This window comes from Streptomyces sp. NPDC091376 (genome assembly GCF_044757085.1).
Classification (GTDB): Bacteria; Actinomycetota; Actinomycetes; order Streptomycetales; family Streptomycetaceae; genus Streptomyces; species Streptomyces pratisoli.
In genome coordinates, this window is sequence record NZ_JBIVUF010000003.1 from 397,348 (window position 1) to 416,340 (window position 18,993).

The 18,993-nt window shown below is 73.2% G+C and carries 13 protein-coding genes; 10 read left to right on the top strand and 3 right to left on the bottom strand.

Annotated elements, in window-relative coordinates; translation table 11 throughout:
- Window positions 1-54: 54 nt before the first annotated feature.
- Window positions 55-663: a TetR family transcriptional regulator gene (locus ACIQMR_RS09570; protein ID WP_401384845.1), complete on the bottom strand. Its 609-nt coding sequence runs from the start codon at window positions 661-663 to the stop codon at window positions 55-57.
- Between the two features lie 130 nt (window positions 664-793).
- Between ACIQMR_RS09570 and hmgA the strand changes: the two genes are divergently transcribed.
- From hmgA to ACIQMR_RS09600, 6 genes are all read left to right on the top strand, one after another.
- A complete protein-coding gene (gene hmgA, locus ACIQMR_RS09575) occupies window positions 794-2,122 on the top strand; it encodes a homogentisate 1,2-dioxygenase (protein ID WP_401384846.1) in 1,329 nt (442 codons plus the stop codon).
- 24 nt (window positions 2,123-2,146) lie between these two features.
- On the top strand, window positions 2,147-2,896 hold the full coding sequence (locus tag ACIQMR_RS09580) for a GntR family transcriptional regulator (protein ID WP_401384847.1): 750 nt from the start codon (window positions 2,147-2,149) through the stop codon (window positions 2,894-2,896).
- An 8-nt stretch (window positions 2,897-2,904) separates the two neighbouring features.
- On the top strand, window positions 2,905-4,071 hold the full coding sequence (locus ACIQMR_RS09585) for a type ISP restriction/modification enzyme (RefSeq protein WP_401384926.1): 1,167 nt from the start codon (window positions 2,905-2,907) through the stop codon (window positions 4,069-4,071).
- Window positions 4,072-4,182: 111 nt separating this feature from the next.
- Complete coding sequence (locus tag ACIQMR_RS09590; protein ID WP_401384848.1) at window positions 4,183-5,406, top strand: CaiB/BaiF CoA transferase family protein; 1,224 nt, start codon at window positions 4,183-4,185, stop codon at window positions 5,404-5,406.
- A gap of 297 nt (window positions 5,407-5,703) precedes the next feature.
- Window positions 5,704-9,606, top strand: coding sequence for a Pls/PosA family non-ribosomal peptide synthetase (locus ACIQMR_RS09595; RefSeq protein ID WP_401384849.1), 3,903 nt, complete (start codon window positions 5,704-5,706; stop codon window positions 9,604-9,606).
- Between the two features lie 134 nt (window positions 9,607-9,740).
- Window positions 9,741-11,048 carry a M1 family metallopeptidase gene (locus tag ACIQMR_RS09600; protein ID WP_401384927.1) on the top strand — a complete coding sequence of 436 codons (1,308 nt, stop codon included), beginning with the start codon at window positions 9,741-9,743 and terminating at the stop codon, window positions 11,046-11,048.
- A gap of 192 nt (window positions 11,049-11,240) precedes the next feature.
- On the opposite strand, the gene ACIQMR_RS09605 is transcribed toward ACIQMR_RS09600, so the two are convergent.
- On the bottom strand, window positions 11,241-11,507 hold the full coding sequence (locus ACIQMR_RS09605) for a hypothetical protein (RefSeq protein WP_266375378.1): 267 nt from the start codon (window positions 11,505-11,507) through the stop codon (window positions 11,241-11,243).
- Between the two features lie 279 nt (window positions 11,508-11,786).
- Between ACIQMR_RS09605 and ACIQMR_RS09610 the strand changes: the two genes are divergently transcribed.
- The 4 genes from ACIQMR_RS09610 (at window position 11,787) to ACIQMR_RS09625 (ending at window position 18,103) form a co-directional block, all read left to right on the top strand.
- Window positions 11,787-13,319, top strand: a complete 1,533-nt coding sequence (locus tag ACIQMR_RS09610; RefSeq protein ID WP_401384850.1) for a DUF4331 domain-containing protein — start codon at window positions 11,787-11,789, stop codon at window positions 13,317-13,319.
- A complete protein-coding gene (locus ACIQMR_RS09615; RefSeq protein WP_401384851.1) occupies window positions 13,316-14,635 on the top strand; it encodes a tetratricopeptide repeat protein in 1,320 nt (439 codons plus the stop codon). Before ACIQMR_RS09610 ends, ACIQMR_RS09615 begins: the two co-directional genes overlap by 4 nt.
- Window positions 14,636-14,799: 164 nt before the next feature.
- Entirely contained in the window at window positions 14,800-16,311 is a 1,512-nt protein-coding gene (locus tag ACIQMR_RS09620) for a sulfite exporter TauE/SafE family protein (protein WP_401384928.1), read from the top strand.
- Between the two features lie 58 nt (window positions 16,312-16,369).
- On the top strand, window positions 16,370-18,103 hold the full coding sequence (locus ACIQMR_RS09625) for a serine/threonine-protein kinase (RefSeq protein ID WP_401384852.1): 1,734 nt from the start codon (window positions 16,370-16,372) through the stop codon (window positions 18,101-18,103).
- Here ACIQMR_RS09625 and ACIQMR_RS09630 read toward each other — a convergent pair.
- Window positions 18,073-18,882 carry an SGNH/GDSL hydrolase family protein gene (locus ACIQMR_RS09630; protein ID WP_401384853.1) on the bottom strand — a complete coding sequence of 270 codons (810 nt, stop codon included), beginning with the start codon at window positions 18,880-18,882 and terminating at the stop codon, window positions 18,073-18,075. The two genes, ACIQMR_RS09625 and ACIQMR_RS09630, sit on opposite strands and share 31 nt — an antisense overlap.
- Window positions 18,883-18,993: the final 111 nt, after the last annotated feature.

Consider the following 18,993-nt stretch of genomic DNA (forward strand, 5'->3'; position numbering starts at 1 on the left):
CGCGCGACGTGTGTGGCAAGCGGCGGAACTCACCCGTCGAGGCCCGGAGGGGGATCAGTCCAGCACCCGGGCCAGATACGCGTACAGCAGCTCCCTCGTCTCGGCGATGATCCCCGCGTCGCCCGACGGGTCGACGCGGAAGGCCAGTTGCAGCAGCGCGTCCGTCGCCTCCACCGCGACGAGCGTGGTGCGGCGCAGCACCGGGTCCGCGCTGCGGCCGAGGTGTGCGGCGAGCAGGTCGGTGAGCCGGTCGGCGACCTCGTGGTTGGCGCCCGAGGCGGGTGCGGCCACCGGGATCCGGTAGCCGAAGTCGATCAGCGCGAAGCCGGGCACGGCCCGTTTCATGGCCAGGTACTCGTCGAGCACGGCGTCGACCGCGCCCCGCCAGTCCGCGGCCGGCATCCCGGCGATCCGCGCCCCGACGCGCTCGGCGTACCGGTCGAGGTTGCGCGCGGCGAGGGCCTCGGCCATGGCCCGCTTGTTGCCGAAGAAGCGGTAGACGGAGCCGATGGGCACCTCGGCGCGGGCCGCGACCGCGCGCGTGGACAGCCCTTCGTAGCCGGTCTCGTCGAGGAGCTGGGCGCAGGCGTCCAGGATCCGGGTCAGCCGCTCGGCGCTGCGCTGCTGTACGGGCGTACGGCGGAGGGAGTGACCTGAGGGCATCGCCCCATGATGCCGCCCCCGCGCGGCCGTGGGGTGTCGCCGGATGGCCGAGTGGTCCCGTTGACGGGGCCGCGCCGGAATCCTACTGTCGACCATAGGATTCCTTGGGACCGACGCATCGGGAGTGCGGATGAGCGGCATCGAGCAGGCACGGAAGACGGCCGAAGGGCTGGAGTACCTGTCGGGCTTCGGCAATGAACACAGCTCGGAGGCCGTCCCCGGCGCCCTGCCGTACGGGCGGAACTCCCCCCAGCGGGCCCCGCTCGGGCTGTACGCGGAGCAACTCAGCGGCACCGCGTTCACCGAGCCGCGCGCCCAGAACCGGCGCTCTTGGCTCTACCGGATCAGGCCCTCGGCCGCGCACCCGCCGTTCGTCCGCAGCGGCAACGGCGCCCTGCACACCGCTCCCTTCACCGAGACCGTGCCCGACCCGAACCGGCTCCGCTGGGATCCGCTGCCGGAGCCCGCGCCCGGCACCGACTGGCTGGCCGGTCTGTGGACCCTCGGCGGGAACGGGGACGCCACCCAGCGCACCGGCATGGCCGTGCACCTGTACCACGCCAACGCGTCCATGGAACGACGGGTGTTCAGCGACGCGGACGGCGAGCTGCTGATCGTGCCCGAGCGGGGCGGGCTGCTGCTCCGTACGGAGCTGGGGCTGCTGTGCGTCGGGCCCGGCGAGGTCGCGCTCGTGCCGCGCGGGGTGCGCTTCCGTGTCGAGCTGCTCGACGAGAGCGCCCGCGGCTACGTCTGCGAGAACTACGGGCAGGCCTTCCAGCTCCCGGACCTCGGGCCGATCGGCGCCAACGGGCTCGCCAACGCACGGGACTTCCGGGCACCGGTCGCGGCGTACGAGGACGTCGAGGGGCAGGTCGAGGTCGTCAACAAGTTCTGCGGCAATCTGTGGACCGCCACCTACGACCACTCCCCGCTCGATGTCGTCGCCTGGCACGGGAACCATGTGCCCTACGTCTACGACCTGCGGGCGTTCAACGTCCTCGGGACCATTTCCTACGACCACCCCGACCCGTCCATCTTCACCGTGCTGACGTCCCCCAGCGACACCCCGGGGCTGGCGGGCGTGGACTTCGTGGTGTTCGCCCCGCGCTGGCTGGTGGGCGAGGACACCTTCCGCCCGCCCTACTTCCACCGCAACGTGATGAGCGAGTACATGGGGCTCATCGAGGGCGCCTACGACGCCAAGACCGCCGGCAAGGGAGGCTTCGTCCCGGGCGGCGGGTCGCTGCACAACATGATGTCCGCGCACGGCCCCGACCGGGAGACGTTCGACAGGGCGAGCGCGGCCGAGCTGAAGCCGCAGAAGATCGACGACGGCCTGGCGTTCATGTTCGAGACGCGCTGGCCGGTGACCGCGACCGCCGAAGCGGCGAACGCGGACCACCTGCAGAGGGCGTACGACGACGTGTGGCAGGGTCTGGAGCGCCACTTCCGGTCCTGAGGCCGGATCTGATACGGAGTTGCCGTGACCGCCTTCGCCCCCGACTCGCTCGTCCTGAACCGCAAGCTGCCGCTCTGGTACCAGGTCTCGCAGTCGCTCCGCGCCTCCATACTGGGCCGCAGACCGCACGACCCGCTGCGGCTGCCGACGGAGGAGCAGCTCGCCGAGCACTACGGGGTGAGCGTGCTGACCATGCGGCAGGCGCTCAAGGAGCTGGAGACGGAAGGCCTGATCAGCCGGCACCGCCGGCGCGGCACCTTCATCGAACCGGGGGCGCGGCGGGGCGCGCCCAGGCGGCTGCTGGGCTCGATCGACGCGATCGTGGCCCAGCAGTCGGGCGAGCGGACGACGATCCTGGGGCACGCCACCGAGCCCGTGCCCGGCGGCCTCGCCGAGTACTTCCCCGACACGGACGAGGTCGTCACGTACCGGAGGCTGCGGTGCGACGGCGACAGCGGGGAGCCGACGAACTGGGCGGAGAACGCGGTACGGCCGGACGTCGCGGCGCGGCTGGAGGTCGCGGACCTGGAACGCTGGCCGATGACCAAGGTGTTGCGCGATGCCGTCGGGGTACGGATCAGCCGCATCACGGACACGGTGGAGGCGCGGCTCGCCGACCCGGAGACGGCGGAGCTGCTTCAGGTGCCCCTGCTGTCCCCGATCCTCCACTACACGGGTGTGACGTACGACGAGGAGGGGCGGGTGGTGGACGTGGCACGGATCCGGTACCGGGGTGACCGGTTCTCGTTCTCGGTGACCGTCGAGGCGCAGTGAGCGCCACCATGCTGCTGGACGACCTCATGCCCTGGTCCACCGGGCCGTTGCGGCTGGGCCGCGGCTGGGTGGTCGCCCCCGACGCCCGGACGCTCAGGTCACGTTGGGACACGCTGGTCGCGGCCACGGGCGAGGAGCGGGCGGCGCTGTTCGGGGAGACCCGGGCGCGGAGCCTGGACAGTTCGGTGGCCGCCCTGCCGGGGCAGGTGACCGGGACCGGGCGGTTCGCGAAGGAGCACGGGGACTGCCCGGAGCCGGTGCGGATCGCGCACGGGGCGTTCGACGAGCAGTGGATCGTCCCGGACCACCGGCTGGTGGACGTCGCCAGGCCGGAGTTGTGGCGGGTCGCCGACGGGCAGCAGCTCTTCGCCGTCGAACAGGGCCATGTGCCGGGAGCGGGCGGGCCCGCCGTACTGGTCAGCGGCGCGCTTCCCGAGGGGCGCTCGCCGGCCGGACGGCCCGGGCGGATACGCCCCCTGTACCGGCGGCCCGGCGGACGTGAACCCAATCTCGCGCCGGGCGTGCTGGAGGCCCTCCGGGACCGCTACGGCGCCGGCGTCGGGCCCGAGGACGTGCTCGCGTGGACTGCCGCCGCCGGCCGCTCCACCGCCAAGGGCTGTGTGGTGCCCTTCACCTCGGACCCCGCGGTCTGGGGGCGCGGCGTGGAGCTGGGGCGGCGCCTCGTCGGCATCCAGCTCAGAGGCGCCCGGGACGGCGAGCGGCCGAGGCTCCCCGGCGGCCGGCGGCCCTATGTGCGGGCCGCGCTCCCGGCACGGCCGAAGGCGATGGCGTACGACTCCGACGAGGAGGCGCTCCTCCTCGGCGAGGGACGGATCTCTCCGGTGCCGGCGGAGGCCTGGGACTTCCAGGTGGGCGGGGTGCGGGTGCTCGAGCACTGGTTCGAGCGGCGTACGACGGAGCCCGAGCCGGGCACGCTGGAGGCGATCCGGCCCGCCGTATGGCCCCAGGAGTGGACGTCGGAGCTGCTGGAGCTGATCACCGTTCTCGCGCTGCTGGCCCCGCTGGAGGACCGGCGGCCGGCGCTGGCCGAGGAGATCGACCGCACCGAGCCGGGCGACCTGCGCCTCGCGCCGGTGCCGGAGGCCGCCAGGCGGCCCGCCTCTGTGCTCGACCACCACGAGGAGGGCCCGGAGGGGCAGTTCGCGCTGCTCTAGGTCGAAACACCTGGGCGCGGGTGGCCGCCAGGACGACGCGAGCCCCGGCCGAACCGCCCGCGATGACACGGGGATGACAAAGGTGTCGTCTACACGATAGGTACGGCTGTCATGAGCCAGCCGCTGCCCCTCGAAGGCATCACCGTCGTCGCTGTCGAACAAGCCGTGTCGGCTCCGTTCGCCACCCGCCAGCTCGCCGACCTCGGCGCCCGTGTCATCAAGGTGGAGCGCCCCGACGGCGGGGACTTCGCCCGCGGCTACGACACCGCGGCCAACGGGCTCGCGTCACACTTCGTCTGGTGCAACCGCGGCAAGGAGTCCCTCGCCGTGGACCTCAAGGACCCGCGCGGCCTGGAGGTGGTGCGCCGGCTGATCGCGGACGCGGACGTCTTCGTGCAGAACCTGGCGCAGGGCGCCGCCGCCCGGCTCGGCCTGGACGCCGCCACGCTCTGCGCCGCGCATCCACGGCTGGTCGCGGTGGACATCTCCGGATACGGCGCGGACGGGCCGTACGCGCACAAGCGGGCGTACGACATGCTCGTCCAGTGCGAGGCGGGGCTGGTGTCCGTGACCGGCACCGCGGAGCAGCCGGTGAAGGCGGGCATTCCGGCGGCGGACGTCGCGGCGGCGATGTACGCCTTCTCCGGGGTGCTGGCGGCGCTGCTGCGGCGGGGCACGACCGGGCGCGGCGGGCCGGTGGAGATCTCGATGCTGGAGTCGCTCGCGGAGTGGATGGGGCATCCGCTGCACCACGGGATGCACGGGGGTGAGGCCCCGGCGCGTACGGGTGTGGCCCACGCGGTCATCTCGCCCTACGACGCGTATCCGACGGCGGACGGCGGCCAGGTGCTGCTCTCGGTGCAGAACGACCGTGAGTGGCAGCGGCTGGCCGAGCAGGTGCTGGGCCGCCCCGAGCTGGGCGCCGATCCGGCCTTCGCGACCAACAAGGCGCGCACGGCCAACCGCGGCAGGACGGACGCGGTGGTCGCGCAGGCGCTGGCCCGGCTGGACACCGGGCAGGCCGTGGCACGGCTGGAGGCGGCGGGCATCGCCTGCGCGCGGCTGAACACCGTCGCGGATCTGGCCGCCCACCCTCAGCTGGCGGCCCGCGACCGCTGGCGCGACGTCGCGTCGCCCGTGGGGCCGTTGCGGGCGATGATGCCGCCGATCACCTTCCCCGAAGGTCCGGAACCGCGCATGGGTGCGATCCCGGAGCTCGGCGAGCACACGGACGCGCTGCTGCGCGAGGCGGGGCTGACGCCGCAGCGGAGGACGCAACTGCACCGGGACGGGGTGGTGGTCACGCACCGCGTTCCCTCCGACCGCCCGGAGTGACCGTTTTATCCGTGCCCTTCACCACAGCGGAATGTTCCTCTACCGACAGGTAACCGACACGTCACTGTCCGCTTCGTACGCCTCTGAACTGCGACGATGCCGAGCCTGCCGACCCCGGCACAACCTGCCTCGCCGCGTCCGCCTTCCGGCGCACAACAGGCAAGTCAAGTGAACGCTGGATAAACTCCTCGTTTGCCGTGCGCGGAACCAGGACCCGAAGCGCACTCCGACCGACGGAGAGTGAGAGATGCGTATGAACGAGCCCCGCGCAGCGACCGCCGACGACGGGCGAGATATATGACCGTCGCCCCAGATCCCGCGGCCCTGCTGGACCCGCTGCTCGACGACACCCCCGCGCCGGCGCTCTTCGCCGCCGGGAGTGCCCACGCCGAACGCACCCTCCTCGACATCCTCGACGAGACCGCACACCGCCACCCGGACGCCCTCGCCGTCGACGACGGCATCGCGCCCCTCACGTACCGCTCCCTCCTGCGGGAGGTCGAAGCACTGCGGCAGCGTCTCGCCGACACGGGGATCGGCACCGGCGACCGGGTGGGCGTCCGCGTCCCGTCGGGAACCGCCGATCTGTACGTCTCGATCCTCGCCGTGCTCGCGGCGGGCGCCGCCTACGTACCCGTCGACGCCGAGGACCCCGACGAGCGCGCCGAACTCGTCTTCACCGAGGCCACGGTCGCCGCGGTGATCGGCGCGGACCGGACCCTCACGCCGGGCGCCACGCCCGGCGGCGTCACCGGACGCCGCCCCTCCCCCGACGACGACGCCTGGATCATCTTCACCTCCGGTTCCACCGGAAAGCCCAAGGGCGTCGCCGTCACGCACCGCAGTGCCGCCGCCTTCGTGGACGCGGAGGCCGGACTCTTCCTCGCGGACGCCCCGCTCGGGACGGGCGACCGGGTGCTCGCCGGGCTGTCCGTGGCCTTCGACGCCTCCTGCGAGGAGATGTGGCTGGCCTGGCGGCACGGCGCCTGTCTCGTGCCCGCGCCACGCTCCCTCGTACGCACCGGGCTCGACCTCGGGCCGTGGCTCGTCGACCAGCGCATCACCGTCGTCTCGACGGTCCCCACCCTCGCCGCGCTCTGGCCCGCCGACGCGCTCGACGCCGTACGGCTGCTGATCTTCGGCGGTGAGGCATGCCCGCCCGAGCTGGCCGAGCGCATGGCCGTCGCCGGCCGCGAGGTCTGGAACACCTACGGACCCACCGAAGCCACCGTCGTCGCCTGCGCGGCCCGGCTGGCCGGCGAGGGACCGGTCAGGATCGGTCTGCCGCTGGACGGCTGGGAGCTCGCCGTCGTGGACGCCCGAGGTGAGATCGTGGCCCTGGGCGAGACCGGTGAACTCGTCATCGGCGGCGTCGGCCTGGCCCGCTATCTGGACGCGGACAAGGACGCCGAGAAGTACGCGCCCCTGCCCGCGCTGGGCTGGGACCGCGCCTACCGCAGCGGCGACCTGGTCCGCGCGGACGCGGAGGGCCTCTTCTTCGTCGGCCGGGCCGACGAACAGATCAAACTCGGCGGCCGCCGGATCGAACTCGGGGAGATCGACGCCGCTCTGCAGGCCCTGCCCGGGGTCTCCGGCGCCGCGGCCGCGGTCCGTACGACAGGGGCCGGCCACCAGCTGCTGGTGGGGTACGTCGTCCCGGCCGCGTCGGCGTCCGAGGACGCCGACGGCGCCGCGTTCGACGTCGCCGACTCCCTCGCGCGGCTGCGCAAGGAACTGCCCGCCGCACTCGTGCCGGTCCTCGCGGTCGTGGACGATCTGCCGACCCGGACCTCCGGCAAGGTGGACCGGGCCGCCCTGCCGTGGCCGCTGCCCGGCACGGGCGAGGACACGGCCGGCGAAGGACCGGAGCTCACCGCGACCGAGGCCTGGCTCGCCGAACAGTGGGCCGAGCTGCTGGGCATGCCGGTCACGCGGCCCGACGCCGACTTCTTCGCGAACGGCGGCGGCAGTCTCGCCGCCGCGCAGCTCGTGTCCCGGATCCGGGAGCGGTACGCCACCGGGTCCGTCGGCGACATCTACCAGAACCCGGAGCTCGGTGCGCTGGCGCGCACGCTGGAGGCCGCCTCGACGGGCGGTACGAAGGCACGCGAGGTAGGGCCGGTGGCCCGCCGCACCAAGATCGTGCAGCTGCTGCTCATGCTGCCGCTGCTCACGGTCGCCGGGTTGCGCTGGAGCGTCGTCGCCGCCGCCGTCAACAACGTCCTCATGCTGCCCTGGGCCCCCACCGTCTCCTGGTGGTGGGTCGCGCTCGGCTGGCTGCTCGTCGTCAGCCCGCCCGGGCGGATCGTGATCGCGGCGGGCGGGGCGCGGCTGCTGCTGCGCGGCGTGCGCCCCGGCACCTACCCACGCGGCGGCCGCACTCATCTGCGCCTGTGGGCCGCCGAGCGGCTCGCCGAGCTCAGCGGCGCGACGGGCCTCGCCGGCGTCTGGCTCACGTACTACGCGCGGGCGCTCGGTGTGCAGCTCGGCGAGGGCGTCGATCTGCACGCCCTGCCCCCGGTGACCGGCATGCTGCGGCTCGGCAAGGGCGCGGCCGTCGAGCCGGAGGTGGATCTGTCCGGCCACTGGCTGGACGGCGACCGCGTGCACATCGGCACCGTACGGATCGGCGCGGGGGCCACGGTCGGCGCCCGCAGCACGCTCTTCCCCGGTGCCAGGATCGGCAAGCGCGCCGAGATCGCGCCCGGTTCGGGTGTGACCGGCGCGGTCCCGGCGGGCGAGCGCTGGTCGGGCGCACCCGCCACCCGCAAGGGCAAGGCCGGCCGCCGCCTCCCGGGCCGGCCGCCGCGCAGACGCCGCTGGACCGCCGTCTACTCGGTGACCTCGCTGGTCCTCGGGCTGCTTCCGGCGCTCGCGGCACTGCCCGGCCTCCTGGTGGTGGGCGCCTTCCTGCACGGCCGCACGGGCCTCGGCGAGGTGCTGACGGCCGCGCTGGCCGCCGTACCGCTTGCGACAGTCACCGCCGTGGTCGCGTACGCCCTGCTCGTCGTCGGCGGCGTACGCGCGCTGTCGATCGGCCTGCGCGAGGGCTACCACCCGGTCCACGGCCGGATCGCCTGGCAGGCCTGGGCCACCGAACGGCTGATGGACATGGCACGCGTGCATCTCTTCCCCCTGTACGCGAGCCTGTTCACTCCCGTGTGGCTGCGGGCGCTCGGGATGAAGGTCGGCCGAGGGGTCGAGGCGTCGACCGTGCTGGCCCTGCCCGCGATGACGACGGTCGGTGACGGCGCCTTCCTCGCCGACGACACGATGGTCGGCTCGTACGAGCTGGGCGGCGGCCTGCTCCACATCGCGGAGGCCCGGGTCGGCAAGCGGGCCTTCCTCGGCAACTCGGGGATGACGGCCGCGGGCCGCCGGGTGCCCAAGCGCGGTCTCGTCGGTGTGCTGTCGGCGGCGCCGAAGCGGGCGAAGGCGGGCTCCTCGTATCTGGGCATGCCGCCGATGAAGCTGCCCCGTGCGGTGGAGGAGACCGACCAGAGCCGCACCTTCGCCCCGCCGCTGCGGCTGAAGTGGGCGCGTGCGTGCGTCGAGCTGTGCCGGATCGTGCCGGTCATCTGCGGTGCGGCGCTCGCGGTGCTCGCGCTCGCGGGGTTCGGTCTGCTGGCCGGCCGCTTCGGCGCCGTGGTCGCGGTGCTGTGCGGCGGGCTGCTGCTCGCGGCCGGGGGTCTGGTGGCCTGTCTGGTCGCGATCGCGATGAAGTGGCTGCTGGTGGGCCGGTTCCGGGCGGTCGAGCATCCGCTGTGGTCGTCGTTCGTGTGGCGCAACGAGCTGGCCGACACCTTCGTGGAGGTGCTCGCCGTGCCGTGGCTGGTCGGCGCGACAGCGGGTACGCCGCTGATGAACCTGTGGCTGCGCGGTCTCGGTGCCCGGGTCGGGCGGGGTGCCTGGTGCGAGACGTACTGGCTGCCGGAGGCCGATCTCGTCACCATCGGCCGGGGCGCGAGTGTCAATCGCGGCTGTGTGGTGCAGACACACCTCTTCCACGACCGGATCATGCGCATGGACAATGTCGTCCTCGGAGCGGGTGCGACACTCGGTCCGCACGGCATCGTGCTGCCCGGCGCGGTGATCGGGGACCGGGCCACGGTCGGGCCGGCGTCACTGGTGATGCGCGGGGAGAGCGTGCCCGCGGACACCCGGTGGCTGGGCAACCCGATCGCGGCGTGGCGGCAGTGACCGCGGGTGCGGCCCACCGCACCCGCACCACCCCCGCACCGGCGACCGGGAACGTTCACGGCACGACGGCACGGCACGACGCCACGGCACAGCACGACGGCACAGCACAGGGCAAGACCGGAGGACGCACGACGGTGACGGATTCGTACCTGCCGCAGCACGGCGACAGCGGCTACCGCACGACGGAGTACGACCTGGAGCTGGACTATCTCCCGCACACCGGCCGGCTCGCCGGCCGGGCCAGGATCACCGGCGTCGCGGAGCGCGCGCTGTCCGAGGTCGCGCTCGACCTCGGACAGTTCCGCCTCACCAAGGTCCTCGTCGACGGCAGCCGCCCGGCCAAGTACACCCATCGCGGGGACAAGCTCCGGATACGCCCGGCGCGGCCGCTGCGCCCCGGCGCAGGCTTCACCCTGGAGGTGCGCTACACCGGTGTGCCGCACCCGGTGCGGACCCGTGACTGGGGCGACCTCGGCTGGGAGCAGTTGGAGGAGGGCGCGCTGGTGGCCTCGCAGCCGCACGGCGCCAGGTCCTGGTTCCCCTGCAACGACCGGCCCGACGACAAGGCCGTCTACCGGTTCGCGGTGACCGCGCCCTCGCCGTACACCGTCGTCGCGAACGGTGCCCTCGTCTCCCGTACGATCAGCGCCTCCACGACGACCTGGGTGTACGAGCAGTGCGCCCCGATGGCGACGTATCTGGCAACCGTCCAGATCGGCCCCTACGAGCTGGTCGACGTGCCGCACGCCGGCCCGGTGCCGCAGCCGGCCGCGGTCCCGCAGGCGCTGCTCGGCCGCTTCGAGCACGACTTCGCCCGTCAGCCGCAGATGATGACGGTCTTCCAGGACCTCTTCGGGCCCTACCCCTTCGACGACTACGCGGTGGTGGTCGTCGACGAGGAGCTGGACGTACCGGTCGAGGCACAGGGCCTGTCGATCTTCGGGGCCAACCACGTCGACGGACGGCGCGGAAGCGAGCGGCTGGTCGCGCACGAGCTGGCGCACCAGTGGTTCGGCAACAGCCTGACCGTCGCCGACTGGCGGCACATCTGGCTCAACGAGGGCTTCGCGAAGTACGCGGAGTGGCTGTGGTCCGAGATCTCCGGCGGGCCGTCGGCGGCGGGCATGGCGGCCACCTCGCGCGCCCGGCTCGCGATGATGCGGCAGGATCTGCGGGTCGCCGATCCGGGGCTGCGCCGGCTGTTCGACGACCGGGTCTACGAGCGGGGCGCACTGACGCTGCACGCGCTGCGTACGGAGATCGGGCACGCGGCCTTCGTCGGCCTGCTGCGGGAGTGGACCGCGACCCACCGGCACGGGGTGGTGACCACGGAGGAGTTCATCGCACTGGCCCGGCGGCACTCGGCACGGCCGCTGGACAAGCTCTTCACGATGTGGCTGTACGAGACGAAGCTCCCGGCCCTGCCGCAGCAGCGCCGCTGAGGGGCAGCCCCTGGCCGGGTAGGGGTCGGCCCGGAACCCGTGACGGACGGGACGCGGGCCCCGGAGCGGTCGGGGCCGCGCTCGTACGACGCGGCGGGGTGGTCGGACCTCGGCGGCCGGGCGGGTGCGAGGGGGACGGGTGCGCGTGAACGGTCACGCGAACCCGGTGCCGCCGGCCGGCCACCCCGCCGGTTACTGTCCTCTGCTGCCGAACAGCGAGCGGCGCAGCCGCCGCAACGGCGCGAAGAGCGAGACGCGCGCGCTCTTGCTGCGACGGGTGTGCGCGACATCACGTGTCGTCAGCTCACGCATCAGCGTGGTCGCCTCGGCCGCCTCGCGCTGCGGCACGGCGGGTCCGCCGAGCACCGCGAGATGGCGGTCGAGACGCGTGCTGGTCGCACTCGTCCCGCATGTGATCGCAGGGACTCGCGCCCTGCTGCGCACCGTTATCTGTTCCATGTCACTCCCCACCCGTACGAGGGCACCCGGCCCGGGCAGGTTAACCCTATCGCCCCGTCCACACACTCGTGTATCCCGCCCGCAGGATTCAGCACACACGTACGGGGGTTGACGACCACGCGGCGAATCCGGCTGATTCCAGGGCGAGTTGGACAGTCTTCGAACTCGACCAAACCTTGCGGCACCCGGCCCCGAACACCTGTCACCAGGCAGTACGGAACTCCTCGTTCACGACAGTCCGCGGAAGTTCACGACAGTCCACGACAGGACGGGACCGACATGATCTCTCATCTCAACAGGAGCGCACGGGGGCGCGGGAGCCTCGCCGCGCTCATCTGTGGTGCGCTGGCAGCAGGGGGGCTCGCGGCCGCCGGAGTGAGCGCCGCGCTCGCGCCGGGCGCCGCCAACGCGTCGAGCCATCGCGAGGCCCCGCTGATCTCCGGACAGCCGCAGTACGACACGACGGACGTCTACGCGTTCGTCAGCCCCGACCGGCCCGACACGACGACGATCGTCGCGAACTGGCTGCCGTTCGAGGAACCGGCGGGCGGGCCGAACTTCTACCGCTTCGCCGACGACGCCCGCTACGACGTGCACATCGACTCCGACGGCGACGCCCAGGGCGACCTGCTCTACCGCTGGACGTTCCACGACCAGGTCAAGAACGGCGACACGTTCCTGTTCAACACCGGTCCCGTGACGAGTCTGGACGACCCGGACCTGAACATCACGCAGACCTATGACGTCGAGTTGCTACGACTGCGGGACCAGCATGTGATCTCCACCACCAAGATCGCGAACGATGTGCCGGTCGCACCGTCGAATGTGGGCAAAGCATCCATGCCCGACTATGCGAAGCTCCGGAACGACGCCGTACGCAAACTCCAGGACGGCAGCACGGTCTTCGCCGGCCAGGCCGACGACCCGTTCTTCCTCGACCTTCGGGTGTTCGACCTGCTGTACGGGGGCGACCTGTCCGAGGTCGGCCGGGACACGCTGAAGGGCTACAACGTCAACAGCATCGCGCTGCAGGTGCCCACGGAGCACATCCGGCAGTCGGCCGGCCAGCCCGTGGTCGGCGTCTGGACGACCACGCACCGCAAGAGCGCGAGCGGGGACTGGACCCAGGTCTCGCGGCTCGGTATGCCCCTCGTCAATGAGGTGGTCATTCCGCTCAAGGACAAGGACAAGTTCAACGCGTCCGCGCCGTGGAACGACGCCGACTTCCTGCCGTCCGTCACCAACCCGGAGCTGCCCAAGCTGATCGAGGGCATCTACAAGATCGACGCTCCCGACGAGCCGCGGGACGACCTCGTGTCCGTGTTCCTCACCGGCGTGAAGGACCTCAACCAGCCGCCCAAGGTCCGGCCGGCCGAGGCCCTGCGCCTGAACACGGCGATCCCGCCCACGGCCGCGCCCAAGCGGCTCGGCGTCCTGGACGGCGACAACGCGGGATTCCCGAACGGGCGCCGGCTCGCCGACGACGTCCTGGACATCTCTCTCCAGGTCGTCGAGGGCGAACTGCTGGGCGCGAAGAACGATCTGGGCGACGCGGTCGACGCCAACGACCAGGAGTTCGGCAAGACCTTCCCGTATGTGGCGCTGCCGACGTCCGGCTCGAACGGGCCGGCGGCGAAGGGACAGGGCGGCGACCGCACCCAGCTCGGCGGCGGCGCGGAGCTCACCTCGGGTGACGCCACGGACAACCGCACGGTGCTGGCGGCTTCGGTGGGCTCCGCTGTGGCGGGGGCCGTCCTCGTCGGACTCGGCCTGGCGTGGTGGCGGATGCGGCGGCGCGGCAGGTGGTCATGACACACCCCACGGGGTCCGCGTGGCGGCTCGGGGCCGGGGTCGTGGCGCTCGCGTTCGTGCTGACCGCCGCGGGAGCGGTGATGGGCGACACGGGTGAGGCTCCCGCGGCTCCGGCCGCCGCGGGGGCGGCGGTGGCACCCGGAGCCGCGGCCCGCCTCGGGGTCCGTCCCCTGCAGGCGCATCTCAAGGCACAGCCGAAGGACGCGGGTGCCTGGGCGGCGCTCGGCGCGGCGTACGTCGAGGAGGCCAGGGTCAGCGGCGATCCGTCGCGCTATCCGCAGGCCGAGCAGGCTCTCGCCCGCTCGCTGCGGCTACGGGCGGACGACAACGCGGAGGCGCTCGCGGGCCGCGCCGCCCTCGCCGCGGCGCGGCACGACTTCACGGCGGCACTCGGGGACGCGGACCGGGCCCTCGCGGTCAATCCGTACAGCGAGCGCGGGCTGTCCGTACGGATCGACGCACTCGTCGAACTCGGCCGCTACCCGCAGGCGTTGGACGCGGCGAAGCTGGCGGACGCACGACGGCCCGGCATTCCCGTCTTCACGCGCTTCGCCTACGTCCACGAGCTGCGCGGCGACGCGATGGAGGCACGACGGGTGCTGGAGCTCGCCCGGGGATCGGCGAGCACCCGGGCCGACATCGCCTACACGGAGACGGCTCTCGGGCAACTCGCCTGGTCCCAGGGCGAGTACGACCGGGCGCTGCGGCACTGCGCGCAGGCGCTGAGGGCCGCGCCGGGGAATCTGGAGGCGCGGGAATGCCGGGCGCGCTCGGTCGCCGGAAAGGGCGACCTCGCCGGTGCGGTTCGGGAGTTCGAGGCGATCGTGGACCAATCACCGCTGCCGGGACGGCTGATGGCCCTGGGCGAGCTGTACGACGCGACCGGCAGGCCCGGACCCGCACGGCAGCAGTACGCGGTCGTCGGTACGTGGACGGGGCTCGCCCGCGCGGGCGGGGTGAACCCCGACCTGGACACCGCCCTGGCCGCGGCCGACCACGGCGACCGGGCCGAGGCCCTGCGCTCGGCCCGCGCCGAATGGCAGCGCCGCCGCACCGTGCACACCGAGGACGCGCTCGCCTGGGCACTGCACCGGGCGGGCCGCTCCGAGGAGGCCCTCCCCCACGCGCGCGCCGCGACCGCGACCGGATACCGCAACGCCGCCTTCCTCTACCACCGCGGCATGATCGAACGCGCCACCGGAGCCGGCCCCGCCGCCCGTGCCTCCCTGACCCGCGCCCTGGCACTCAACCCCGCGTTCTCCCCGCTCGGCGCCCGCGAGGCGCGCCGCGCGCTGGACGCTCTGGAGGCGTCATGACGACCCATCTCGAAGCCGGACCCGCCGCCCTGATCGCCGCCGCCGTGGTGGTGCTGACGGGAGCACGGGGGTGCCTGTCCGGCATACGGGACCTCGGCCGGGACCTCGGCCGGGGGCGAGCGGCGCGGGTGGCGGCGGTCGTGGTCGGGGTCGGCGCCCTCGTGATGGGGGCCGCCGGGAGCGCCGCGGCGCATCCGCTGGGGAACTTCTCGGTGAACCGCTACGACGGGCTCGTCGTCGCCGAGGGCGAGTTGAGGATCGACCACGTCGAGGACCTGGCGGAGATCCCGACCGCCAGGGTCCACCCGGAGGCCATGCCGGCGGGCCGCCTCGCCGCCTGGGCGAAGGAGCGGTGCGCGGCCGCGGCGGGCGGGGCGCGGCTGATGGTGGACGGGCGGCCGGTGGCGCTCGGCGTCGCATCCGCAGGTGCCGAGGTCCGTCCGGGGCAGGCCGGGCTGCCCACGCTGCGCGTGGAGTGTGCGATGCGGGCGCCGCTGCCGGACGGGAAGGCGAGCCTGGCCTTCCGGGCCGGCGGCGGCGAGGGTTCCGGCTGGCGGGAGGTCACGGCCCGGGGCGACCGTACGACGCTGTCCTCGTCGGACGTCCCGCGGGACTCCGTGTCGCGCAGACTCTCCGCGTACCCGGAAGGGCTTCTCGACTCCCCTCCCGACCGCACGGCGGCGTCCCTCACCGTCGTCCCTGGCGGACCCGCCCTGGGCGACGGGCCGGCGTCGGCGGCGCCCCCCTCCGTGCTGCCGCGCGGCGCCGACCGGTGGACCCAGGCCCTGACCGGTCTGGTCGAACGACGCGACCTCACCGTGTCGTTCGGCGCGCTCGCCCTCCTGATCGCCCTGGCCCTCGGCGCCCTCCACGCTCTCGCCCCCGGCCACGGAAAGACGCTGATGGCCGCGGCGGCGGCCGCCGGCGGCCGGAACTCGCTTCGCGAGGTGCTGGCCCTCGGCGCCTCCGTGACCGTGACCCACACGCTCGGGGTCTTCGCTCTCGGCGCCCTCATCGCGGCGGGGTCGGCGGTCACCCCGACGATCGTCGGCTGGCTGGGCATGGCGAGTGGGGTCCTGGTCACCGTGGCCGGTGCACTGCTGGTCCGCAGGGCATGGCACGACCGGGCGCACGGGCGCGGGCACACCCACGTCCACTGGCCGGGCGGCGGGCACGGGCACGGGCATTCACACGAGCACGACCACAGCCACGACCACAGCCACAGCCACAGCCACAGCCACAGCCACGACAACCACGAGGGCGACAGCCATGGCCACGAGCACCACAGCCACGGCAAGGAGCAGGGCAAGGGCCTCGGGAAGGGGCACGGCAAGGGCCAACCGCTGCGCCGCAGCGTGCTCCTCGGCTTCGCCGGCGGCCTCGTCCCCAGCCCGTCCGCCGTGGTCGTGCTGGTCGGTGCCGCCGCGCTCGGCCACGCCTGGTTCGGGCTGCTGCTCGTCGTCGCGTACGGAGCCGGCCTGGCCCTCACCCTCGCCGCGGCCGGTTTCGCCGTCGTACGGATCGGGGCGCGGGTGACGGCGTGGCTGATCCGGCAGCGGTCCGCGGGACGGCTGGCCGGCTTCGTCCGGCGGACCGCGCCGCTGAGCACCTCCGTCGCCGTTCTCGTACTGGGATGCGGATTGGTGTTCAGGGGGGCCGCAGGAGCCATGAGTTGAGCTAGCTTGGAGGGGTTTCCACCGTGATGGTCGCTCTGCTGCGGATGGGGGGCTCGTGATGAGCGAAGTGCCGGGCGGCGGCCGGGACGACGAGACGCTGGTCGCGGGGAGGTACCGGCTGCTCGGTCGCCTCGGCGAGGGCGGTATGGGTGTCGTGTGGCGGGCCCGCGACGAGCTGCTGGCGCGGGACGTCGCGGTCAAGGAGGTCCGCGCGCCCGACGCGCTCGGCAGCACCGATGTGCGGCGGCTCTACGCGCGCCTGGAGCGTGAGGGCTGGGCCGCCGCCCGGATCTCGCACCGCAATGTGGTCACGGTCTATGACGTGGCCTCCCACGACGGGCGGCCGTGGATCGTGATGGAGCTGGTCCGCGGCCTCTCCCTCTCCGAAGCGCTCGCCGCGGAGGGCCCGATGGCCCCGCAGCGGGCGGCCCACGTCGGGGCGGAGGTGCTGGCCGCGCTCCGCGCCGCCCACGAGGCGGGAGTGCTCCACCGGGACGTGAAGCCCGGGAACGTGCTGCTCGCCAACGACGGCCGCGTCGTCCTCACGGACTTCGGGATCGCGATGGTGGAGGGCACGTCCAACCTGACGATGACCGGCGAGCTGGTCGGCTCACCGGAGTTCCTGGCTCCCGAGCGGGCGCTGGGCCGCACACCCGGGCCCGAGTCGGACCTCTGGTCGCTCGGAGTCCTGCTGTACGCGGCGGTGGAAGGGCAGTCGCCGTTCCGTCAGGACACGCCGCTCAGCACGCTGCGCGCGGTCGTCGACGAGGAACTGCCCGCACCGCGCAGGGCGGGCGCGCTGGAACCCGTGATCGCCGGGTTGCTGCGGAAGGATCCGGCGGAGCGGCTGTCCGCCGGGGAGGCCGAGCGGCAGCTGCGGATCCTCGGAGCCGGCGGCACACCGCGGGCCGATCCCCCGCCGGCCTCGGGCCCCCGGGCGGTCACGGTCACCTCCGCGACACCCGCGACCCCGGCCACACCTGCCGGGGTCTTCGGACCCCCCACCCCCACGGCCACGACGGCGCCTTCCCTGGGGACCGGCGCCTCTCCTCCGGAGCGTCCGCGCAGTGCCGTCGTCGTCCTGATCGCCGGGATCGCGGCGCTGCTGCTCTCGATCGGCGGCCTCACGTACGCCCTGCTGAACAACGGTGGCCCGGGCGGCACCGGCGGGAGGGGCGACAAGGGCAGCGGCGGCTCCGCGACCGGCGGTTCGGCGAGCGGGGGCGGTTCCGCGAACGGGGGCGCGACGGACGGCGTCCCCGCGACGCCCGGCGCCAGTTCGTCCCCGTCGAAGAGCGGGGGCGCGGCGACCGGTGGGCACGGCTCGGCGACTCAGAAGCCTCCGCAGAGCGTGCACGTGTACGTCCGTGCGGTGCACGGCAGTTACCGCGGGGCCTGCCCGGCTCCCGGGGCCGAGGCGCCCTCCTTCCGGGCGACGGTGACCGTGGGACGTACCCCGGTCTCCGTCGGCTACCGCTGGGTGACCAGGAGCGGCAGGAGTTCGGACGGCGGCTGGAAAGCACTCGACTTCCCCTCCGGGGAGGGGAAGTCGCGGCAGATCGATCATGTCGAGCTGACGTACGCACCGGGTACGACACACCACGACCAGATCCGGGTGGAGGTCCGGAGTCCGGTCGCGGCGCGGTCGAACTGGGTGGCGTTCTCGGTGACCTGTGACGAGGAGGAGCCCCCGACGGACACCCCTTCCTCGCCGGGCTATCCGTCGGACGCGGCGGACGGGGGTGACGGAGCCGACGGGGGTCAGGCCGCCGAACGGAACGGGGGCAGGTAGCCGCCGGACTGTCCGGAGGCGGTCGGGTGGTACGACTCGCCGATGTTCAGCCAGTTGACGCTGTGCAGCCATGCGGAGCCCGAGCAGATCTCGTGCCCGGTGAACGCCGGGGCGACATCGGCGAAGGTGAATCCGTGGTCGGCGACGCGCTTGGCGATGGCGGCGTTGAGGTGGTCGGCACCACTGTTGATCGCGGCGCGTTCGTTCTCGCTGAGTCCGGTGATGCAGCTTCCGTTGAGTCTGTAGAAGCGCGGGTAGCCGAGGACGACGACACGGGCCGAGGGGGCCTTGGTCCTGATCGCCGAGTACACCGAGTCGAGGCGGCCGGGCAGGGTCGTGTCGACATAGCGCTTCGCTTCTGCGACGCGCGCGACGCAGGTGCTCTCGGACTGCAGGACGCAGGTCGTCATGACGTCGGCGAAGCCGGCGTCGTTGCCGCCGATGGTGAGGGACACGAGGTCGGTCGCGGAGTTGAGCGGTCCGAGCTGGCCCGCCGTCACATCATTCGTACGGGCACCCGAGCAGGCGGTGAAGGCGAACGACGAGGGTGCGTTGGCTGCTGCCCAGAGGGCGGGGTAGGCCCTGTTGGTGCGCTTGCAGTCGCCGCTGCCGCTGATGTAGGCGCCGGCGCCGAGGCCCGAGGAGTACGAGTCGCCGAGGGCCACGTAGTCGACGGCTGCCGCGGACTGGGCGGCCTGGGCCTGGCCCGTTCCGGTGAGGGCGAGGACTGCGCCGAGGAGGAGTGAGGATGAGATTGCCGCGATTCGGGACAGTTTCATGGAACCTCCCATTAGCAGGATCTCTGCTCAACTGTCGTAGCATGTCCCTCAGTTCACCGGAAGTGTCCATGCCAAGAACAGTCTGCGCAGCAAGGAGCCCGGGGACGCGCT